Below are 20,309 nucleotides of genomic sequence, written 5' to 3'. Positions count from 1 at the left end.
AGACGGTCGGCCTGTGCACCATGCCACTTGTGCTGATTTACGATTTGCTCTCGAACGTCGCCTCGACCACAGGTGAACTCGCCACGTTCGTCGACGAGGAACGACGCTTCGCGATTTGCATCGCCTCAATCAAGGTGTCCATGTCACGTTGAATTTCGTCGCACTGCTTCTGCCAATACTCGATTTGCTTGTGCAGGCGGTAGATTTCCTCATCCTTGGCCGCCAGTTGCGACTGGAGTGCCCGTTGCTCCTGGTGTAGTTTCGTCATCTGTCCATGGTCATCAATGATTTCAATGGACTCTAAGTACGCAATCAAATCATTCTTAGTGACAACCGGGCGCTGTTCAGCGCGATTCTCCCCTGCTGTCTCCTCGCCTCCAGATACCTTTGGCGCGACTGGAACACGCGGTGAGACGCGCGTCGCCTGCATGTCGTCCAATGCACGGTCGACCACATCCTCGTACAGCTGGGACGACTGCTGCGCCGCATCGCGTCCGGTTGCCTGAGATGTCCCGCCGTCGTGTCGGTGCGCGTCACGCGAGTTCTGCGCATCTGATTCTCGATGAAGCATCGGTTTAAATACTGACTGCCATCTCGATCTCGTCTCCGACACCTTCTTGCTCAACAGTCCAAAACCCGGCCGCAACATCTTGGTCAATTTGCCGTTCTGGAACTTCACTTCCCGCATCTCGACAATGTCGGATACCGTGAACGACTCACTGCGGATGAAATCAATCAGCGACGCAAGGCAATCTTCATGAAACGGTTCATCGAGTGACATGTGGGCGCAATCTTCGCAGACCAGTCCAGCGAGGTGATCGAGAAAACCTGTGCTCAATTGCACACGCTGTGGCAGCCGATATGAAAGACTTTCCGCAAACGCGTCGACAATTTGCAGTCGGTTCTGATCCGCGAGGCGTTCTGCGGCGAGTTCCGCTGCGAATGGATGAATCGGGTTGTCGGGCATACTCGCCAATTCGTCAATCGTTCCCGCAGCGATGCGCTCCTCTTTCAAGCGCTTCAATGCGTTCGCAAGAACCACCGTTTCCGCTTCTTCATCACTATCTGGCCAATGTTTTACAAGAAACGAATGCGGATCTCGCTGACTCTCCACAAACTGCTGTGCCTCTTCCAGCGAGATCTCCTTTTCGTAATAGCGATCATATAATGAAACTCCATATTTATCGGCAATTTCCAATGCCTCGTATCCACTCAATGTACGCATTGTCCACCCTCGCAATTCGACAAACTCGACTATGCATATATTCGCACGAGCCTAACGCTTTATGTCTCATTCTATACGGACAATGGACAATAATCGAGGATCTTCGTCACATCCATCAAAACTTTACATCGCAGCCGGATAGATCAGCCACAGATTTACCTATTCGCATCATGACCAAAGAACACACGCGGTCGTTCAGCTTTCACCACGTCCTTCAATCGTTCAATTTCTGTACATCATTTTCTGCATTTTCTACACAAACACATTCTTTTCCTGCACGACGCCAATGGCCCGCAAAGTACAGAGAGGAAGGATAACATATTCGACAAATTATGCACTAGCATCTGCTGATCAAATCAAAGAATCCCTACGATTATCGGTTTTCTACAAAAAATTGATCAGATCTCTGTGTCTAAAATTGTCCATACCAAATACGACAGGCCCGTCCACCCTATATCTGACGAGCCTGTCCAACGATTGAATCGGTTTAGAGCGGGGTTGTCAGGACCTCGTCCCAGACACTGAAGACATGCTCTCCGACCAACGATTGAACGCCTTCGTTCGAACCATAAAGCAATGTCGGATACCCTTTTGGCGCATACTGCTTCGCAAAACTCGACCCTAGCGCATAATACGACGTAAACCCATGTAAATGAAGGTCTTTCACTTCCGTTGCCACCACCTTTTTCGCCTCTGCGAGCGTTGTGCCATCCGGAAATCCAGTATGAATCAGCACAGGTAACGCTGAGAGTTGCGACTGGTGGTTCGACAAGAGTTGCAACGTCCGCTGACAATGTGGACACCAGTACGCCACTATCAACGCAGGTGTCTTCTCTGCGTTGAGAATCACCCGATGGCCCTGACTATCGAGCACGTCAATGTGGGTGTCATCCGTGGTCGTCACCAGACTGGCATCCATTTTTTTGTCGGGCGTGATGCGCATCTCGCTGGTCTTGTTTTGGAAAACGAGTTGCCCACTTGTCGTCCCAGTTTGATTGGCTGAAGCGCCGTTCTGCCCAATTGCACAGCCTGTCATCAACAGACAAACCGCTAGCGTAGATATTCCAATGGCCAGACGATTCACGTCGTCGCCGCCTTTCTAAACGCATTCGCCAAGCTTTACCCAAAAGATAAACGAAAGGCGGCGGCCCAGCAATCAAGCGAACGGCGAGAATTTGTACAAATGTGTGACATCCCTACGAGGAACGCACGGCTGCAGCCGTATTTGCCCGGATGTACTTTGTCAACGAAACGGTCATGTCGTACTTGAGAAATGGCGTCACCAGATACAAGCCGTTGAAGTACTGGCAAGCTTCGTCACACAAATCGCGCGCAATTGCCAACCCCACCTCCTGCGCTGACTCGGGTGAAGCCTCCCGCATCTGCTGAAGGACAGGCTCTGGAATCGTCATGCCCGGCACCTGGTAGTGCAGGAATTCGGCGTTGCGCAAACTGGTCAACGGCATGATGCCAATGAACACTGGCACGCCGAGATGAAGGGTCGCGGTGGCGATACGCTCCATCATAGCTGCGTCGTAAACCGGCTGTGTCATCACGTAATCTGCGCCCGCCGCCACTTTGCGTTTCAGGCGCTCTATCGCCTTATCAAAGTTGCGCACATGGGGATTGAACGCCGTCCCAATGACGAACTTAGCGGGCCTCGTCAACGCCTTACCAGAAAAACCCACGCCGTCGTTCAATCGGCGCACCATTTTGGTCAAATCAATGGAGGACACGTCGTAAACCGATGAGGCGCCAGGCAAATCTCCGTACCGAGACGGATCTCCGGTGATAAGCAGGATATGGCGCACCCCCATGACGGATAACCCCATTAAGTGTGACTGTTGGCCAATCAGGTTCCTATCTCGACAGGTGACGTGAACCAAAGGCTCAATGCCTTCTTGTTGTAACATTCCGGCAAGTGCCATGTTGCTGACTCGAACGCTGCCGAGCGAATTGTCGGCCATGGTGATAAGGTCACACCCCGCATCGCGGAGGGCCCTAGCGCCCTCCAGAAATTTGTCACAATTCAGTGTCTTTGGCGGATCAAGTTCGACGACAATCGTCGTCTTCTGCTGGACGCGCTCGACAAGGGACTGCGGGGTCGGCGGCAAGATTTCGCCCACAGCCGGTTTATCATCCCGATTGACAACTCGCCAGGGCCGCCCCGCTCCATGCCCATGTTGCGCGGTTGTCGTCGCACTGCCGTCGGTCGATGTTTTGAGTCGCAAAACCAGCGTCCGGATGTGCGCTGGCGTCGTACCGCAGCAACCACCCAACCACGTGACACCGAGATTTGCCATTCTCAACATGATATCCGCGAAGTTTTCCTCATCCCCCGTATACGACAGTGCGCCGTCATCGGTCTGATGCAACATGCCACCGTTCGGCATTGCGGCATACTGGCCTGAGATATCTGCGAGCGGCTGGAGTTGCTCGAATGATCGGAGGATGCCATACGGGCCTAAGCGACAATTGATGCCCGTCACATGCACACCTGCTGCGCGAAGCGCGGTAAACGCCTCAGCCAGTCCGACGCCGTCGCGCGTAACACCAATTTCCTCCGGCGACAAATTGGCAACTATCGGGAGATTGGAGTGCGTCGTGACCACCTCAACGGCCATCAACAGTTCTTCTAAATCCGGGAAAGTTTCGAGTATCCACCCGTCAATGCCAGCCGCCGCCAGCGCCTCGACCTGCTCCTCGTAAAACGCCTGTAATTGCTGCCGTTCCTCGTTTAACAACGCGCTGCCATAGCGATTGCCACCTTCCACTGGTGCAATGGTGCCATAGACCGACGCCGCTTGACCAGCGGCCTTGCGCGCAATGGCCACTGCCGTCTGATTGACCTCTCGGACGCGATTCCCCAGACCGTGCCGCGCTAAACTGCGCCGATTCGCCGCGAACGTGTTGGTCTGAATCATCGTCGATCCGGCCTGTACATAAGCCCGATGTACTTCCTCAACAAGCGCCGGATCAGACAAATTGAGCGCCTCGGCGCTTACACGAATGGGGACGCCCCGCTGGTGTAAATAAGTCGCCATTGCCCCGTCGCCGATAACATACCTGCGGTTCCCTACTTGCAAACTATGCGCTGGCCACACCACCTGATCCTTAGTCGCCATATTGTCCCTCCTATCCATGCTTATAACGCGCTTGACCGGCGTCGACTTCGCGAACGACAGATGATAACCCATGCGCGACAGTTACCCGTTGGCTTCGACGTTGAAATATTTCGCCTCCGGATGGCTGAACGCCAAGGCTGACACGGACGCTTCTGGGTCCATCATAAATCCATCCGTCAGCTGAATTCCGATGTCCTCCGGCCGCAGTAGTGAAAACAGCGTCGCCTGCGATTCGAGATCAGGACATGCAGGATAGCCAAAGGAGACGCGTATGCCCTGGTAGCGGGCGATAAATCGCTCGCGCATCGTCATCGTGGGCGGGTCAGGAAAGCCCCACATATCCCGGATTTGCTGATGCACACGTTCAGCGAAGGCCTCGGCCAATTCTAGTGCAATAGATTGTAGTGCGTGCGCCCGCAAATACTCGCCTGCTTGTTTGAGGCGTTCGGCCTCGTGCCGCACTTGACTACCTGTCGTCACTGCAAACATCGCGACATAATCCATCACGCCGTCCTCCACGGGCCGCACGAAATCAGCTACACACAAGTACGGCGGCTTCGCTTGCCTCGGAAACGGAATCCGCGTGCGCTCCCGCTCGCCATCGACGTCGTAGATGACCAGGTCATCGCCATCAGCAGCGGTCGGGAAAAATTGATAGACTGCGTTGGCTTGCAACCAACCTTTTGCGACGGCTTCCTCCATCAGGAGCTCAACCGTGTCAAGTAACGCCATCGCCTTGTCGTCTCGTTCTGCTAAGAGCTTTTCCACATTGCCTGCGAGCCCGAGGTGCTTGCCAAGGAGCATCTGCAAGTTCAGATAAGGGCGGAGCATCGCTACTGGATAATCCCGAAGGATGTGTCGTTTAAGGTCAGGTGGCGTGTACACGCGCGCTTTCCGGTCGATGTCGGATTGCACCTTGACGGTTGGCTTTCGAACTTGAGGATTGTGCATCTTGCCCTGTTCGACAAAACTTTGGCGCTCAGCCTCATTGCGCGACAGCAATGGCTGACGCGCGTCTTCGCTCATCAGCTGATTCGCGATATCCAGTCCCTCCATCGCATCCTTCGCGTACAACACGGGGCCGTCGTACTTGTCCGCAATCTTGGTCAGCGTAAACTTTTTCGTCAGCGCTGCACCGCCGACCAGGATGGGCAAGTCGATGCCCGCATGGCGAAAGTCCTCTGCGGTAACGACCATTTGCTGCGCGGATTTCACCAAAAGTCCTGACAAACCGACCATGTCTGGCTCATATTCCCGAATCGCTTGAATGAGTTGCTCAGGCGCCACCTTAATTCCCAAATTCACGACGTCAAAGCCATTGTTGGCCATAATGATTTCGACCAAATTTTTGCCAATATCGTGGACGTCCCCTTTCACCGTCGCCAACAAGAGCCGCCCTTTGGCGTGCGTATCACTTTTCTCCATGTACTGCTCGAGATACGCCACAGCCGCCTTCATCACTTCTGCCGACTGCAGGACCTCCGCCACAATTAACTCATTGTTATTGAACAGCCGCCCCACTTCCGTCATCCCCGCCATCAAGGGACCATTGATAATCTCCAGCGGTTTGTAAGACTTAAGCGCCTCGTCGAGATCAGCAATCAGTCCTTCCTTCGTACCATCGATGACGTATCTCGCAAGTCGATCCGACAGCGGCAAATCGCTAACCGCGACGGAGGGTGCAACGCGCTTCTCGCGGTACTTCGCAGTAAATTCGGCCACCAACTCGTCCGTCGTCGCAAACAACAGCCGATTCGCGAGTTCTCGCTCGTCCTCCGGGATCGATGCGTAGCGCTCAATCCGCTCGCTGTTGACAATCGCATAGGCGAGCCCCGCCTTCGTGCAATGATACAAAAAGACCGCGTTCAGCACCTCGCGCCCAGCCGGAGGCAGACCAAACGACACATTGCTAATGCCAAGCAGCGTTGGACACTCCGGCAGTTGTTCGCGCAGCATGCGGATAGCTTCGACCGTCTCCAGCGCGGAACCGATATAGTTCTCGTCGCCCGTTCCGACAGGGAAGGTAAGCGGATCGATAATGATATCTGACTTACGCAACCCGTATTTTTCCGTCAACAAGCGGACCGTGCGCAGCGCGATGTCCACTTTCCGAAGGCGACTCACCGCCATCCCTTGTTCGTCAATCGTCCCAACGACCAACGCGGCGCCGTACGTGCGCGCAAGGTTCGCATAGGTCGCCAACCGCGCTTCGCCGTCCTCGAGATTGGTCGAGTTGATGATGCACTTGCCTTGCACCCGCTTAAGCGCCGCCTCGACCACAACCGCGTCCGTCGAGTCAATCATAATTGGCACCTTCACCTTGCGCGCGATAAGCGGCAAGACCTGCTCCATATCGGCGAGTTCATCCCTATCCGGGTCAGCCAGACAGACGTCGACCACCTGCGCACCCGCCCGCACTTGTGTCCGTGCGACTTCCGCTGCGGCGTCGTAATCCGCGCTCGCGACGAGTCGACGGAATTTTCGCGACCCGATGACGTTCGTGCGCTCACCGACGAGCACGGGGCGCATATCATCGCTGAGGATCATCGCCTCCATGCCCGACACAGCATGCGCATGTTCCGCCGCGTAGGCGCGCGGGGCTAGCCCTTCGATTTGCGCGGCGAGCTCGCGAATGTGCGCAGGCGTCGTCCCACAGCAGCCGCCTGCGATATTGAGCCAGCCTTCGCGTGCAAAGTCGGACATTTTCTTCGCAAACGCATATGGCGTCTCCAGGTAACAGCCATTTTCGTCCGGCAGGCCTGCGTTTGGATGGCAACTGACCGCGCATTCTGCAAGCGCGGACAGGGCACGAACGTGATCTCGCATGAGCTCTGGACCTGTCGCACAGTTGATTCCGACCGCAAACGGCCGCATATGTTCCACCGACAAATAAAAGGCCTCAATGCTTTGCCCAGCGAGCGTCGTCCCCATCGGTTCAATCGTGCCGCTAATCATGACGGGGATTTCCCGCCCCAGTTTCTCTGCGACGCGCTGGACAGCGATGCCTGCAGCTTTGACGTTCAGCAAATCTTGCGATGTCTCAATGAGCAAAAAGTCCGCACCGCCGACCATCAAGCCCTCCATCTGCACAGCGTAACTTTCCACCAATTCGTCAAACGTAGCACCACCGGTTACCGACAGGCTCTTCGTCGTCGGACCGACAGACCCCGCCACAAACCGGGGCTTCGCTTCGGTCGCAAACGCGTCGGCCGATGCACGTGCGAGTACAGCTGCCTGGCGACTGATTTCAAACGCCAAATCTGCCAAATCGTACTCCGCGAGAACAAGCGGTGTACTGCCAAACGAATTGGTTTCGACGATATCTGCACCAGCTTCAAAATACGCGTCATGAATCCTTTGAATGAGGTCTGGACGCGTGATGTTCAAATATTCGTTACACCCTTCCAGCGCGGGCCCACCAAAGTCATCAGCCGTTAAGCCACTTTGCTGAATCATCGTCCCCATTGCGCCGTCCAGGATAAGAATGCGTTGTCGGAATAAATGCTCAAGCGCTTTGGTCACGGTGTCTCCACTCACATTTCTCTGGACAATTCATTTCTGGCCCATTGTAACACAGGCCGAATAGTCCGACTACACACTCAATTCACGCTTTCAGTGAATTCACAGGTGCCGCCTTGACTTTCGCAGCCTGCCGGTAGGTAAGACAAAGTGGCGGAATGAAGAGAGCCATGAGCACCGCGCCCATGCCACACGCGTTTTGCAAACCGACGTGATGGACAAGGCTGATAAAAAGTGGCGCACCCACCGAGAATCCAAGGACGTACGCCGCGTTATAGATACCGTTCATCGCACCGCGCACCGCGTTTGGCGACTCGTCGCCAACCACCCAAGTGAACACCGTCGTCAAAACAGCTGACCCAGCCCCCCACAAGGCGCTAATTATCAACAGCGGCAGCCATGAACGCGCATCGCCAAGCCACCACGTAGCGCCGGCAAGCACAAGTAGCGCGCAAAGTACCAGCCTGTGCAAATGCCGCAGGTGCGTGACTTTCGCAAAAATAAACGCCCCAACGACCCAGCAAAAACCAAGCGGCAAAAACAAAAATCCATTGGCCAGCGACGTGTGCGCACCCCCATAAGCCAGTGGCATCATGGCCGAAATTCCAAAGTAAATCACGCCAAACACCATCGCACCGAGCACAGTGGCCGCCAGCACCGGCATCCGAGCCGCGACGCGCAGAGACTGCACGTACGCGTCGTACGTAATTCGCTCGTCATGTTCAGCGCCTTGTTTTGAAATGTTCAACCGCACGGTCGCCAAGGCCGCCAGGATAGCGCTGCCATAGAGGACAAAGACGGCCTTCCACCAGATGGCCGCCGCCACTCCGCCGAGAAATGGCATCATCGCCTCCGCCACAGCAATCGCTCCGGCAAAAAACGCAAACGCACGGCGCCGCGCAGGACCCCGCGGATACATATCCCCAATCATGCTGTCAACCATCGGTTGAATGCCTGCGGAGCCCACCCCCATGACGCATCGGCCAATGAGAATTAAGACGGGGTTATCAAAACCGATTGGCACCAAACCGCCAATGGCGAACAGACACAAGCCGACGACGAGCACCGCCTTGCGCCCTAAGAAATCAGAAATCATACCAAGCACCGGTGTGGCACAGACATAGGCAATCGCATACGCCGTCACCATCCACCCGACAAATCCAAGCGAACGGTGTAAATGGCTTGCCAGCTCACCCTCCGCTGGAAACAAGACGGAGTTTGGCATCATCGCCACCACCGACGCAAACATTAAAATGATTAGTCCTGTGCGGTTTCTCATACCTCAACTCCTCACTTCACACGCAAACGGCGAATCACTACGACCAGCCGCTGATGTCACCCTGGCCATCATAACAAAATTTCGCGCCGACATGGAAAAACGCAGGAGGAATGTCCCCCCTGCGCTTTGTGAAGGTGTGAATCAGCCTGGTCTTTAACCGTTTGAATGCCGCCGTCCGTGATCGATATTCACACGGTGATACTGTTTCCACGGGACTACCCCGTCCAGGCGTGTACTCATCATGTGATTGCGTCGCGCAACAAACGACTCAAAATGACGATTCATGTCTAACGCACCGACGAAGGTAAAGTTCTCATTGTGGTTCTCGGTATGCTGACCTGACATCATCCCACCCCCGTCTTGGTTTACCCGGGAATGGGTCTTCCCATGTATGCTTAACGCCCGATACGCTCGTGGAGCCAAGTTGCAACGTCCGCAATCGCAACGCGTTCCTGTTCCATGCTATCGCGATGGCGAATGGTCACCGCGTGGTCGGTCTCCGATTCAAAGTCATACGTGATGCAATACGGCGTACCAATCTCGTCGTGGCGGCGGTACCGTTTCCCAATTGATCCCGACTCGTCATAATCTACACTGAACTGCTTCGCTAGATTGGTGTACAGTTGTGTCGCCGCCTCGCTGAGCTTCTTCGACAACGGGAAGACAGCGGCTTTGTATGGCGCAATCGTTGGATGCAGGCGCAACACCACGCGCGTGTCGTTCTCGCCCACTTCTTCTTCGTCATATGCATCGGCAAACAGCGCCAAGAACAGCCTATCGACCCCGATAGACGGTTCAATACAATACGGGATAAACGGCTCTTGACCTTCCTCTTGCACGGTCATGTTTTCGCCAGAATGCGTGGCGTGTGCCTTCAGGTCATAATCTGTCCGATCCGCCACACCAAGCAACTCACCCCAACCAAACGGGAACTTGTACTCGACGTCGGTCGTCGCCGTACTATAGTGAGACAGTTGTTCCTTTTCGTGGTCGCGCAGTCGCAGGTTCTCTTCTTTCATGCCGATAGACAACAAGAAGTCATAACAGAATTGGCGCCAGTAGCGGAACCACTCCATATCTTCGCCGGGCGCGCAGAAAAATTCCAGTTCCATTTGCTCAAATTCCCGCGTGCGGAACGTGAAGTTGCCAGGCGTGATCTCATTGCGAAAGCTCTTACCAATCTGCCCAATGCCAAACGGCAACTTTTTGCGCATCGCGCGCTGCACGTTTTTAAAATTAACGAAAATCCCTTGGGCAGTCTCAGGACGCAGATAAACCTCGTTGGTCGCGTCTTCCGTCACGCCTTGGTGGGTTTTGAACATCATGTTAAACTGGCGCACAGATGTAAAATCTTTCGCACCACACGCGGGACACTGTACGTCATATTTGACAAGCAACGCATCCATCTGCTCAAACGGCAGACCGTCGACAATGATTTCCTCACCACGGGCCTCAGCCGCTTCCTCAATCAGCTTGTCCGCCCGATAGCGCGACTTACACTGGCGGCAATCCACCATCGGGTCATTAAAATTACCCACGTGCCCGGAAGCCACCCAAACGCTCCGGTTCATCAAAATCGCCGAATCCAGCCCGACGTTGTACGGGTTCTGTTCAATAAACTGACGCCACCACACCTGTTTGATATTTTGTTTCATTTGAGCGCCAAGTGGGCCGTAATCCCATGTGTTCGCCAATCCGCCGTATATTTCCGAGCCCGGGAAAATAAATCCGCGGCGCTTTGCTAATGATACAAGTTGTTCCATTGTCGTTTGCATGGTTGTCCTCCCGTGACCATTGAATACGGCTATCATAGCGGAATCCATATAAAATAAGCAATGATTTCCCCTGATTTCAGGCAATTTGTGCCGGTTGCGGGGACCCTGTGTATAATGAAAGCAGTGTCCTTGCGAATGGGACGTCATTCGGACAGGTGCATTGTTCCCGTTCAATTGTTCAGATAAAGCGAAAGGACCGCAACCGCTGCAGTGGCGAGGAGGAGCATGGAGATGATACAGACAAAAATAGAAATGGTATTTCTCGATATCGACGGAACACTATACGCAGACGGAGCGCTTGTCCCAAGCGGCGTTCACGCGGTGGAACAATTGCTACAAAAAGATATCCCGGTTGCCCTGTGTACTGGTCGATCCGTCCTTCACGCACAACACGTCCAGGACGAATTAGGCGTGCCTTACGGCATTTATTTTAACGGCGGCCTTGTAAAATCGAGATCGGATGAATTGTTCAAAGCGCCCTTCCCGAGCGAGGACGTAGAGGCGATTGTTCGTTACGCCGACCAATTTGACATCCCCACGGTCGTGCACACGCACGCCAAAGCCGTCGCCTTTGAGCCGATTCCGCCACAATACGAACCCGTACTGCGGTCCTTCGATTTTCCGGAGATTGAAGTCATCAACAAAGACTTCGACATTCTTCAAACCCTGCCAATTTACCAAATCAACGCCTTCATGACGCCCGGGTGGGACGCCGAGTTCGAAGCGCGTTTTAAAGGCTGCTACATCTATCGCTGGAACCCGAACGCCGTCGACTTTCAACGCCGCAAGTCGGACAAATCCATTGGCGCACTGCATCTGCTTAAGCACCTTGGCATCTCCCCAGAACATGCAGTGCACATCGGCGACGGCGGAAATGACGTCGGGATGTTTCGCACCCTTGGCCACTCCTATGCCATGGGAAATGCGGAACCGGACGTCAAACGCGCTGCCAAACGCGTGACCGCTGACGCGCTCGACGACGGCGTGGCGAAGGCCCTGCTAGACCTCGGTTTAATTGACACTATCGCGCGCTGACGCGCGCTCGGTACTGGCTCGGTACTGCTCGTTCTGACACACCTTGCGTGAACTGTCTCCGAGATGTGCTGCGCGCGCATGCGCTCAGCTCACCGCGTCCTTTTACCGCCACGATGCGAACAAACGTTTGCCATCTGTGACCAAATTGTGATACGATGGAGACAAATAACGGTAAGGGATGTGTTCACCGTGAGCCAGCTCACCGCCCGACAAGAAGCGATTCTCGCATTTATCCGAAAAAGTGTACATGAAAAAGGATACCCACCATCGGTTCGGGAAATTGGCGAAGCGGTCGGACTCGCATCCAGTTCAACCGTTCACGGTCACCTCGAACGGCTTCAACAAAAGGGATTTATTCGCCGTGACCCGACAAAACCTCGGGCGCTCGAACTTTTGTCCACCGAGGACGTCGCTCGCGGCAGTGAATCATCTGCCAGCGCGCAGGCACAAGCCGTGATGGCGCCAATCGTCGGCCGCGTGACGGCCGGATTGCCGATTACGGCTTTCGAAGACGTTCAAGGATACCTCCCGTTGCCCGCCGATTTTGCACGGGAAGAGGAAATTTTTGTACTAAACGTCACGGGCGACAGTATGATAGAAGCTGGAATTTTGGACGGAGACATGGTGATTGTGCGCCGTCAATCGAACGCCTTCAACGGGGACATCGTCGTGGCCATGACTGAAGACAATGAAGCAACCGTCAAACGCTTTTACCGGGAGAACGGACACGTCCGCCTCCAGCCAGAGAACAGTCAAATGGAACCCTTGATTTACCCGGAAGTCACCATTCTGGGCAAAGTCGTCGGGGTCTTCAGGAATCTGCGCTGATACGAGGAAGACTGGGCTCACTACAAAAAGTCCAGTACTTTTCTATAGCAGTCGAGTAAGTCGGGGAATCCTCCCCGGCTTCTCACGTCTATCGACATACAAGTGGCTGTTCAGACCACTACTAAACATGCACGAGTGGGGGTTCTAGAGTAGGAGCTCAGGCCTTGATGGGCGGGAATTCCGTCTAGCGACGACGTTCGCCAATATCCACACGGTACATACTGTTGTATGAACCACCGTGAAGTTCCACAGCGGGTATGAGGCGCTTGGACATAAGTGGATGAACATACCTCTTATTCCATTACGCTTTATTCGATTCTTGCAGTGTGTCAACTTCTACACTTAACTCGCCGACTTTACGGCTTATGACGCGTACTTTGGTCGATAACCCGTCAATCCGATCATCTATCTGTTCAAAACGATGATTCATGTCTTGGCGAAAATCACGTAATTCTTGTTGTGTAACTTTGTTAATCTCTATAAGTTGTCCAACCATGCGAACAAGTTGCTGAATTGACTCTTGCTCAGACACTTCATATCCCCTCTACTTCATTTACACCTACTAAATTCAACCTGTACAATTCACTGCACATCAGGATTATTATTCCATTTACCGTTCCTTCGCAATTCGTTTGACATCAATGTTACTGCACGGCGTTGCACATGGCAACTTCCATTGTTTATGATTTGTCAATGTTTTTTCATGTCGAGGATTACATGGGCGTGATCGACAAATACTGATGCTGTAGACGGTGCAAACAACCTGCGCTCTTTCATTTGAGATGTTCGACGCGTCGGAGTTATGTGATAGATTAATGCCCAGAATCCACCCAAATTGAACTCATTGGATCATACAGTACTGGACTGGTGTAGAAACCGTGCACCCATGGTTGAACCGAATAGTAATCAATCATTTGGATGGTCGGAATCCATACCGCATCAGACATCACTTGGTTAATGACCTTGCCATACAATGCATCACGCTGAGCCTGATTCGTATCGTTTTGCGCCTCATTCAACCATTGGTCAACCTGTGGATTATCATAGTTAGTGTTGTTGTTGGTCGGGGCTTGATCCGAATTGAACAGCGTGTTCAAAAAATCAGACGCGTCTGGAAAATCCTGAACCCAACCGCTTTGGTAAACCTGCGCAGTACCAGACATGGCCTTAGTCAAGAAATCCTTCCAAGTAACATCGTGAATTTTAACCGTAATACCGATATTCTTCATCATCGCCTGGAATGCTTGGTCTTCTTTCATAGCAACGGATGTATTCTCATCCCACATATCTACCGTAAGACCATTACGATATCCAGCTTTCGCAAGCAATTCTTTTGCTTTCGCAACATTGAGACCATACTTGGCATCGCTGTCCAAGTTCTTTACATAGCCTTCCATCGTGCTTGGAAGCGGTTGATTGAGTGGGAGCACAGCTCCATTGTTAATCTTCACGAATTGGCTGTCATCAAAGCCATACTCCATGGCCCGACGAACCAAGACATTGCTGAGCGGATTGGGTTTTCCGTTAATTGTCTTGGCCGTGTTCAATCCAATGTAGAAGATGGAGTTTGCAGGTTGCTTCAGCACCAACTGTTTATATTTTGGTGTATTCATGATAGTGACATATTGCGAGGCCGGAATCCCATCGCCTCCAATTAACCACGGACTCATGAACGCTGTTTGCCCTTGCTCCCAATGTAATGCGTCTACTTGGTCGTTGTTGTTGACGTTGATGGTCACTTGATTCAGATATGGCAACTGCTGTCCCCATTGATCTTTTTGCCAATTACGCGGATTTTTAACCAGCACAACTTTGTTTTGGTTGTTCGTCTTTAATTCGAATGGACCAGTCCCCATCGCTGATGTGGTGTCAAATGCTGCATTGCCAACTTTCTTGACATAGGCCGGATCAACAGCAGACAGAAATTGCATAGCTAACACCTGAAGGAAAAATTTCTCGGGTTTCGACAAGGTGAGGACAAGCGTGTTTTTATCCGGTGTCGAAACTCCACTAATCGTCTTTGCCGTTCCATTGTAATATGCGGTAGCGCCCTGAATGATCTCAAAGAATGAATTGCCTGGAGACGGTTTCGGGGTCATCTTCTTATCAAGAATGCGTTCCAGTTCGAAGACGAAATCTTGAGCTGTGAGCGGATCACCATTGGAGAACGTAACACCTTTCCGAATCTTGAACGTATAGGTAAGTCCATCAGGGGATACTGTGTAGGACGATGCTAGTTCCGGAATGATTTTGTAAGTATTCTTATCATATGTGACAAGTGATTGATAAATCTGTGAATCGACCTCAGCAGAAGTGGTATCGTATGCAACCGCTGGGTCTAAGTCAGGTACAGCTTGCGTGGAATCTAGCGTAATCGAACCACCCTCCACTGGTTTCTGATCGCTGTTGGACGCTGTTTCACTAGCGGAATTAGCAGTGGTGTCTGCAGATTTACCAGAGGAAGTGGTATTTGTCCCACACCCCGCAAGGAGTAGGGCGACTGCAGTAACCGACGTAACAGCAGCTAGGCCTCGTTTCCAAGACAATCCCATTCGATGTCCCCCATTTCGTTTTTAGCCATCTTATTTTGAATATTTGTACTTTTGTATATTAAAGCGAAACCGTTTGTCGCGCAATAAAAAATGTAGAAAATCTAACGTGATTATAAAATAAGGAGGTAAAGTCCATTTTTGATTGTTTTGTTGCGGTAATAAAGATAACATAACAACCCAAGGTTATCCATTACATCGGTTATCGGTTAAGGGGACATGAATTTGACTCGGAACAAAAAAAGGCAGATCCCGTGTTTTCACGAGGCCTGCCTTTTCGTACTACGCGCACTTCATGCCACACGTGATAAATGACAGGAAACTGTCCGTGGCTCAATAAAGCGTTTTAATGGCTTCAGAAGTAAACGGTACCAACTCATCTGTCCGCCCGTCGCGGATTTTTTTGACCCAAGCAGGATCAACCAGCAGTGCCCGCCCGACGGCTACTAAATCGAATTCTTCACGTTCCAATCTTTCGATCAAACCGTCTATCTTAGCGTTTCCAGCACCTTTTCCTTCAGTAAATAGACTCATAAACTCACCGTCTAGACCAACCGACCCTACCGTAATCGTAGGTTTCCCTGTCAATTTCTTTGTCCATCCGGCAAGATTCAAATCGGAACCCGCAAACTCCGGTTCCCAAAACCGTCGAGTTGAGCAGTGAAAAACGTCAACACCCGCTTCCATCAACGGCGCCAAGAAACGCTCCAGTTCAGCAGGTGTTTTCGCTAACTTTGCCGCATAGTCACTCGACTTCCATTGCGAAAATCGCAGCACGATAGGAAACTCAGGTCCAACTGCACGGCGGCAAGCTTCAATAACCTCCGTCGCAAAGCGAGTTCGCTTCACCATGTCGCCACCATATTTGTCTGTACGAGTATTCGTTTTTTCCCAGAAGAATTGATCAATCAAATATCCATGCGCGCCATGAAGTTCAATGCCGTCAAACCCTAACCTCTTGGCCTCGGCAGCAGCTTGTGCGAAGGCCTCGACGATTGCGACAATCTCCGATTCCGCGTAGTCGTTGACATTTCCTCGCGCACCCATGTGCCAGATTTGTGGAATAATGCGTCCACCCGCTCCGTGAACCTGATTGACCACGTTTGCCCAGCCTTGCAACGCCGATTCACCATAAAAGTGCGGAACGTTTGCTTGATTGGACGAATCGGGGTGGTTAATCACCGTACCTTCTGTCACGATAAGGCCGACGCCATTCTCGGCCCTGCGACGATAGTATGAAGCAACATCTGGGCCCGGAACTCCATTTGGTGAGAATTGTCGGGTCATCGGAGCCATCACGACACGATTCGGTAACAGGGTATTGCCAAATTTAAAGGGTTGAAATAACGCTTCAACAGATTTAGAAGAGTTCATCATGTACCTCCAGATATCATGAAATATCAAGCTGATTTTTCGAGTGCATATTCGAACGACAATCCAAACAAGTTCTAAAGCGAAATAAGCGCAAAAGAAGTCCGTAGCACCGCCTCAATTTTCTCTCTAGATACACCTCTTTTTTCCATTATTTTTGCGCCTAGAATCGCATTAACCAGATGTGCTGCTAGTTCTTCGCTCGTGTAATCAGTCGTCATAAGATGTTGCTCCTGACCGATTTGGATGACCCCCTCAAGAATTCGCTCCATTTCAGTAAACATCATGTCTACTTCACGCATTACCTCTTCGTCGTCCGTCCCGAATTCCAACGCAGAATTAACCATTAAACAACCTCTGCAAACTGCTTCGTCTACTGGCGAAAGGATTGCATCACGTATAGCTTCCAGATTCTTTAAAGGAGATACATCATTTTTCATTCGATGTTCCATGTGCTCTATACTCTGTTTCCGGTACTGCTTCAGTGCCCTTAAAAACAGGGAGCGCTTATCATTAAACACACCATACAAGCTCTGCTTTTTCACACGTGTCGCACGCGTAAGGTCCTCATAGGAAGTAGCGTGAAAGCCTTTCGTCCAGAACACATCCATACACTGGTGAAGTACATGTTCCACATCGAACTGTCTTGGTCTACCCATGGGTGCCATCATATCGATTTTTGACCACGAAGTCAATAATTGTGCCGACCAAACATTTCTGGAAGTCGTTGCCCCATCCGTAGTGCAATTTCTAGGAGGGATATCATGCTGGGCGTAACAACGCCTAGCTTGTACAAACACGTGCCCTCCCTTGGCGCCATCCAAACGGCAATTGCCGAGCGTGGCCTCCGGGGAACTCCGAAACGCATTGCGTACGGCCGTCAACGGTCACGTCGAAGACAAAGCCTTGGAACGCGTCGCTGACGTTTACCGAAGTAATGCGCGCTACGCGGCCATGCAAAGACGCCTGATTCCCACAACGACACACTCCGTACCCTGAGCGAAGAGTTGTTGGACATCCTATTTGGCATTCTCGCCACTTACGGTCGATCCGGCACACAAGCCATCCACGATGTCCGCATGTTGCGCTCAGCGTTACACGGCTTCGTGCTACTTGAGGACATCGGTGGCTTCGGAATGCCCCTAGATGTGGATCATACGCTTATGAATTGCTCGGTATCCCCACACACATAGCGCTAACACGATTACCGCAGGTATTAGCTCTATTCGCCAGTGGTGATAAATCGATGTCGCAGCGAGTTTGATTAGATTTCCACCCAACAAGAACGTACCGATCCACAAAAAGGACGCAAGGAGCTGAATCGGAACGTACACCTTCAGCCCTAATTTGTTGACGCCAGCAACATACGGGATGATATCTCGAATCACTGCGATATATTTCGTAATGAGTAGTGTCCAAATCGCTTGTCTATGAAACAATCGCTCGGTTTGTTGGAGACGCTTCTCTGTAATGAACACATACTTGCCGTAGCGTAAGATGACAGGACGCCCGACTGTCCGTCCGATAAAATATGTGATGATGGATCCGGTGAATGAACCGAAGCTGGCTACGACGATAAGAAGCGGTAGACTAAAGTGCAACTGCTGTGTGTGTGCCAAAACCCCAAGGGTCGTTAATAACGTCTCCCCCGGAACAACCAAAATCAAATACTCCAATCCCAGCAATGCAAAGATACTCGTGTAGCCGTACGCTATCGCAAAGTGGATGAACCCCACGTCAATTCAACTCCCAAGATGAATTCAAATTTATGCTATACATGAGTGATTGAAATACCATCGATACATACAGACGGGGATGAGGTTCAAAAGTTCACAAGCGAGAGGGGTACGTGGTAGCAGCGAAGAAATGTGACCAAATGCTCCATCCGGATCTAACCGATACAGTTTGCGATCCGGTGGATAAATCAGCGCGCGTGAAACGCCAAACCGGCAAATGGCAGGCGATTTGCCGGTTTGGCGTTTCTTCTTGTTATTCTGCTGTAATTCCCAAATGAAATGTCAGGCACCTTCAGCCCGTTTTCCGAGCAGTATCACGCGCCGTACGGAATCGCAAAAACGACACCGTGCATAGCAGAAAAAATATGAACATCCCGACGGTAAGAGAACCAAGCATCGCCCTTGACCCAAATTGATCAAAAATCCTACCGATAAGAACTGGCCCCAATCCACTGCCGAGGAACAATGAAAACGCAAAAAACGAAACAGCAGTGGCCCGCCCATTGGGTAATAAATCAGTAGCGAACGTTTGTAATGTGGAGTGACAATAACTATATCCAAACCCTAGAATAATGAACCCAATGGTCAACGTGGTAACACTTGCCCAACTCCATATTATCCCAAACCCAGCTATCATCAGCAGCGCACCAAACGCTGGCATCATAGACGTGCCAAGCCGCTTCAACACAAAGGTAATCGTCCGGCTTCCGACGAATCCTCCAACACTATACGTTGCCGTCAACAGTCCAATGACCAGATAGGACAGATGAAGGGCCGACACACCGTACGCCCCGAGAAAAGTGAACCCTCCGTAAAAAATCACCCCTTCACAGAAAACTAATCCGTAGATCATCCAAGAACGACGGTTCCCCAATAACATCCGGTACCTCTGAAGAAAAGGTGTCGGCTGTGCTCTCTCCAATGGCTCACGTTCCCGGCGTTCACGAATCAACAAGAGTATTCCCGGGATGCACGCCGCACCAAGGACAAGAAACAAAATACGGTAAGTAAAGAATTGGGCTACCAATCCGCCAATCACGATACCCATTGCCTGACCGGAGGTCGAAAATGACATAAAGAAGGCAATAGCTTGCGGTCTCCTTTGAATTTCAAATCGATCTCCGATTTGTGCAAGTGTCGTGGGCATAATACCCGCAGCGAACATGCCCGTAATAAATCGTAAAACCAACAACCACGAGAAGACATGAATAATCCCACAAAAAATCGTTCCTAAACCGAACAAACACAGTGCCAACAATATCGTACTCATCTTCCCGATTTTCTCTGCAATTGGTGCGTAAACCAATTGAAATAAACCGTAGGGTATGGAGTACGCGGTGACGAGAAGTGCCGCTGATGATGTGGTCGTGTGAAGTGAAGAGGCGATATCAGGCAGCATAGGTGCGATGGCCCGACTATCCGCGTTCACCAAAAAGCCGGCCAGGCCCAATGCCCAAAGCATGGATTGGTTTCCAAGTGGACTTCTCTCCATATTTGTCTCCTTGCTCTCTCTTGTTTACTATCGTGCGGTCACTGCTGCGATACTTTCTACCAGAGCAAATTGTACTATGTATTAACCCGGATTTCGACGATTGTGTCCTCATGAACTGGTGTGAATAATTGAAAAGGTGCTCCCCGTATGGCTAAGATGAGTTTGTCAAGAACCACATCTTCGCTAGGAAGGAGCACCTTTTGGGTGAAACAATATAATCATACACGAAGCCAGTTTGCTCGTAAAAGCTCTACAATTCATACTCGTTACGATTTAAATGCCGCCACCTCCTTTGGCGGTGCAAGTGGTCTCATAGATTTCGTTTTGGGAACGGGTATTGACAGGGAGTTTTGGGTACATGGATTACGCAAGGGC

At 51.6% G+C, this 20,309-nt stretch carries 16 protein-coding genes; 3 read left to right on the top strand and 13 right to left on the bottom strand.

Features of this window, described 5'->3' with window-relative positions:
- Positions 1-37: 37 nt before the first annotated feature.
- The 7 genes from J3482_RS05950 to J3482_RS05920 all read right to left on the bottom strand — a co-directional run bounded on the left by J3482_RS05950 (position 38) and on the right by J3482_RS05920 (position 10,923).
- Positions 38-1,225, bottom strand: coding sequence for a hypothetical protein (locus tag J3482_RS05950; protein ID WP_146821853.1), 1,188 nt, complete (start codon positions 1,223-1,225; stop codon positions 38-40).
- A gap of 487 nt (positions 1,226-1,712) precedes the next feature.
- The gene (locus tag J3482_RS05945; RefSeq protein ID WP_146821852.1) at positions 1,713-2,309 is read right to left on the bottom strand and encodes a TlpA family protein disulfide reductase; all 597 of its coding nucleotides are present in this window, start codon (positions 2,307-2,309) and stop codon (positions 1,713-1,715) included.
- 112 nt (positions 2,310-2,421) lie between these two features.
- Positions 2,422-4,350, bottom strand: a complete 1,929-nt coding sequence (locus tag J3482_RS05940) for a bifunctional homocysteine S-methyltransferase/methylenetetrahydrofolate reductase (protein ID WP_206922187.1) — start codon at positions 4,348-4,350, stop codon at positions 2,422-2,424.
- Between the two features lie 81 nt (positions 4,351-4,431).
- Positions 4,432-7,815: a methionine synthase gene (metH, locus tag J3482_RS05935; RefSeq protein WP_236017954.1), complete on the bottom strand. Its 3,384-nt coding sequence runs from the start codon at positions 7,813-7,815 to the stop codon at positions 4,432-4,434.
- A gap of 139 nt (positions 7,816-7,954) precedes the next feature.
- The gene (locus J3482_RS05930) at positions 7,955-9,148 is read right to left on the bottom strand and encodes an MFS transporter (protein ID WP_188332132.1); all 1,194 of its coding nucleotides are present in this window, start codon (positions 9,146-9,148) and stop codon (positions 7,955-7,957) included.
- A gap of 153 nt (positions 9,149-9,301) precedes the next feature.
- A complete protein-coding gene (locus tag J3482_RS05925; protein WP_021298185.1) occupies positions 9,302-9,493 on the bottom strand; it encodes a hypothetical protein in 192 nt (63 codons plus the stop codon).
- 50 nt (positions 9,494-9,543) lie between these two features.
- Positions 9,544-10,923 (bottom strand): glycine--tRNA ligase, encoded by a 1,380-nt coding sequence (locus tag J3482_RS05920; RefSeq protein ID WP_146821848.1) that lies wholly within the window; start codon positions 10,921-10,923, stop codon positions 9,544-9,546.
- Positions 10,924-11,154: 231 nt separating this feature from the next.
- On the opposite strand from J3482_RS05920, the gene J3482_RS05915 reads away from it, so the two are divergent.
- Together J3482_RS05915 and lexA are read left to right on the top strand one after the other, a co-directional pair.
- Entirely contained in the window at positions 11,155-11,958 is an 804-nt protein-coding gene (locus J3482_RS05915) for an HAD family hydrolase (RefSeq protein WP_236017949.1), read from the top strand.
- Between the two features lie 189 nt (positions 11,959-12,147).
- Positions 12,148-12,786, top strand: coding sequence for a transcriptional repressor LexA (gene lexA, locus J3482_RS05910; RefSeq protein ID WP_146821847.1), 639 nt, complete (start codon positions 12,148-12,150; stop codon positions 12,784-12,786).
- Between the two features lie 301 nt (positions 12,787-13,087).
- On the opposite strand, the gene J3482_RS05905 is transcribed toward lexA, so the two are convergent.
- The 4 genes from J3482_RS05905 to J3482_RS05890 form a co-directional block, all read right to left on the bottom strand.
- The gene (locus J3482_RS05905) at positions 13,088-13,318 is read right to left on the bottom strand and encodes a hypothetical protein (protein WP_146821846.1); all 231 of its coding nucleotides are present in this window, start codon (positions 13,316-13,318) and stop codon (positions 13,088-13,090) included.
- A 280-nt stretch (positions 13,319-13,598) separates the two neighbouring features.
- The gene (locus tag J3482_RS05900) at positions 13,599-15,338 is read right to left on the bottom strand and encodes an ABC transporter substrate-binding protein (RefSeq protein WP_206922186.1); all 1,740 of its coding nucleotides are present in this window, start codon (positions 15,336-15,338) and stop codon (positions 13,599-13,601) included.
- A gap of 330 nt (positions 15,339-15,668) precedes the next feature.
- Positions 15,669-16,709: an NADH:flavin oxidoreductase gene (locus J3482_RS05895; protein ID WP_206922185.1), complete on the bottom strand. Its 1,041-nt coding sequence runs from the start codon at positions 16,707-16,709 to the stop codon at positions 15,669-15,671.
- 74 nt (positions 16,710-16,783) lie between these two features.
- Positions 16,784-17,506 (bottom strand): TetR/AcrR family transcriptional regulator, encoded by a 723-nt coding sequence (locus J3482_RS05890; protein ID WP_328702662.1) that lies wholly within the window; start codon positions 17,504-17,506, stop codon positions 16,784-16,786.
- Positions 17,507-17,713: 207 nt separating this feature from the next.
- Between J3482_RS05890 and J3482_RS05885 the strand changes: the two genes are divergently transcribed.
- Entirely contained in the window at positions 17,714-17,899 is a 186-nt protein-coding gene (locus J3482_RS05885) for a TetR-like C-terminal domain-containing protein (protein ID WP_321198823.1), read from the top strand.
- Here J3482_RS05885 and J3482_RS05880 read toward each other — a convergent pair.
- Complete coding sequence (locus J3482_RS05880) at positions 17,849-18,442, bottom strand: DedA family protein (protein WP_206922184.1); 594 nt, start codon at positions 18,440-18,442, stop codon at positions 17,849-17,851. The genes J3482_RS05885 and J3482_RS05880 overlap by 51 nt on opposite strands.
- A gap of 292 nt (positions 18,443-18,734) precedes the next feature.
- Positions 18,735-19,934, bottom strand: a complete 1,200-nt coding sequence (locus tag J3482_RS05875) for an MFS transporter (RefSeq protein ID WP_206922183.1) — start codon at positions 19,932-19,934, stop codon at positions 18,735-18,737.
- Positions 19,935-20,309: the final 375 nt, after the last annotated feature.

It is taken from the genome of Alicyclobacillus suci, assembly GCF_017329615.1.
GTDB lineage: Bacteria > Bacillota > Bacilli > Alicyclobacillales > Alicyclobacillaceae > Alicyclobacillus > Alicyclobacillus suci.
The sequence above is the reverse complement of the archived record's forward strand: the minus strand, read 5'-3'. Positions and strand labels throughout refer to the sequence as shown.

Coding starts and splice junctions, on each gene's coding strand:
- J3482_RS05950 (WP_146821853.1), bottom strand. CDS start 1,225: ATGCGTACATTGAGTGGATACGAGGCATTGGAAATTGCCGATAAATAT.
- J3482_RS05940 (WP_206922187.1), bottom strand. CDS start 4,350: ATGGCGACTAAGGATCAGGTGGTGTGGCCAGCGCATAGTTTGCAAGTA.
- metH (WP_236017954.1), bottom strand. CDS start 7,815: ATGGGGACGATGATTCAGCAAAGTGGCTTAACGGCTGATGACTTTGGT.
- J3482_RS05930 (WP_188332132.1), bottom strand. CDS start 9,148: ATGAGAAACCGCACAGGACTAATCATTTTAATGTTTGCGTCGGTGGTG.
- J3482_RS05925 (WP_021298185.1), bottom strand. CDS start 9,493: ATGTCAGGTCAGCATACCGAGAACCACAATGAGAACTTTACCTTCGTC.
- J3482_RS05920 (WP_146821848.1), bottom strand. CDS start 10,923: ATGCAAACGACAATGGAACAACTTGTATCATTAGCAAAGCGCCGCGGA.
- J3482_RS05915 (WP_236017949.1), top strand. CDS start 11,155: ATGATACAGACAAAAATAGAAATGGTATTTCTCGATATCGACGGAACA.
- J3482_RS05900 (WP_206922186.1), bottom strand. CDS start 15,338: ATGGGATTGTCTTGGAAACGAGGCCTAGCTGCTGTTACGTCGGTTACT.
- J3482_RS05895 (WP_206922185.1), bottom strand. CDS start 16,709: ATGAACTCTTCTAAATCTGTTGAAGCGTTATTTCAACCCTTTAAATTT.
- J3482_RS05875 (WP_206922183.1), bottom strand. CDS start 19,934: ATGGAGAGAAGTCCACTTGGAAACCAATCCATGCTTTGGGCATTGGGC.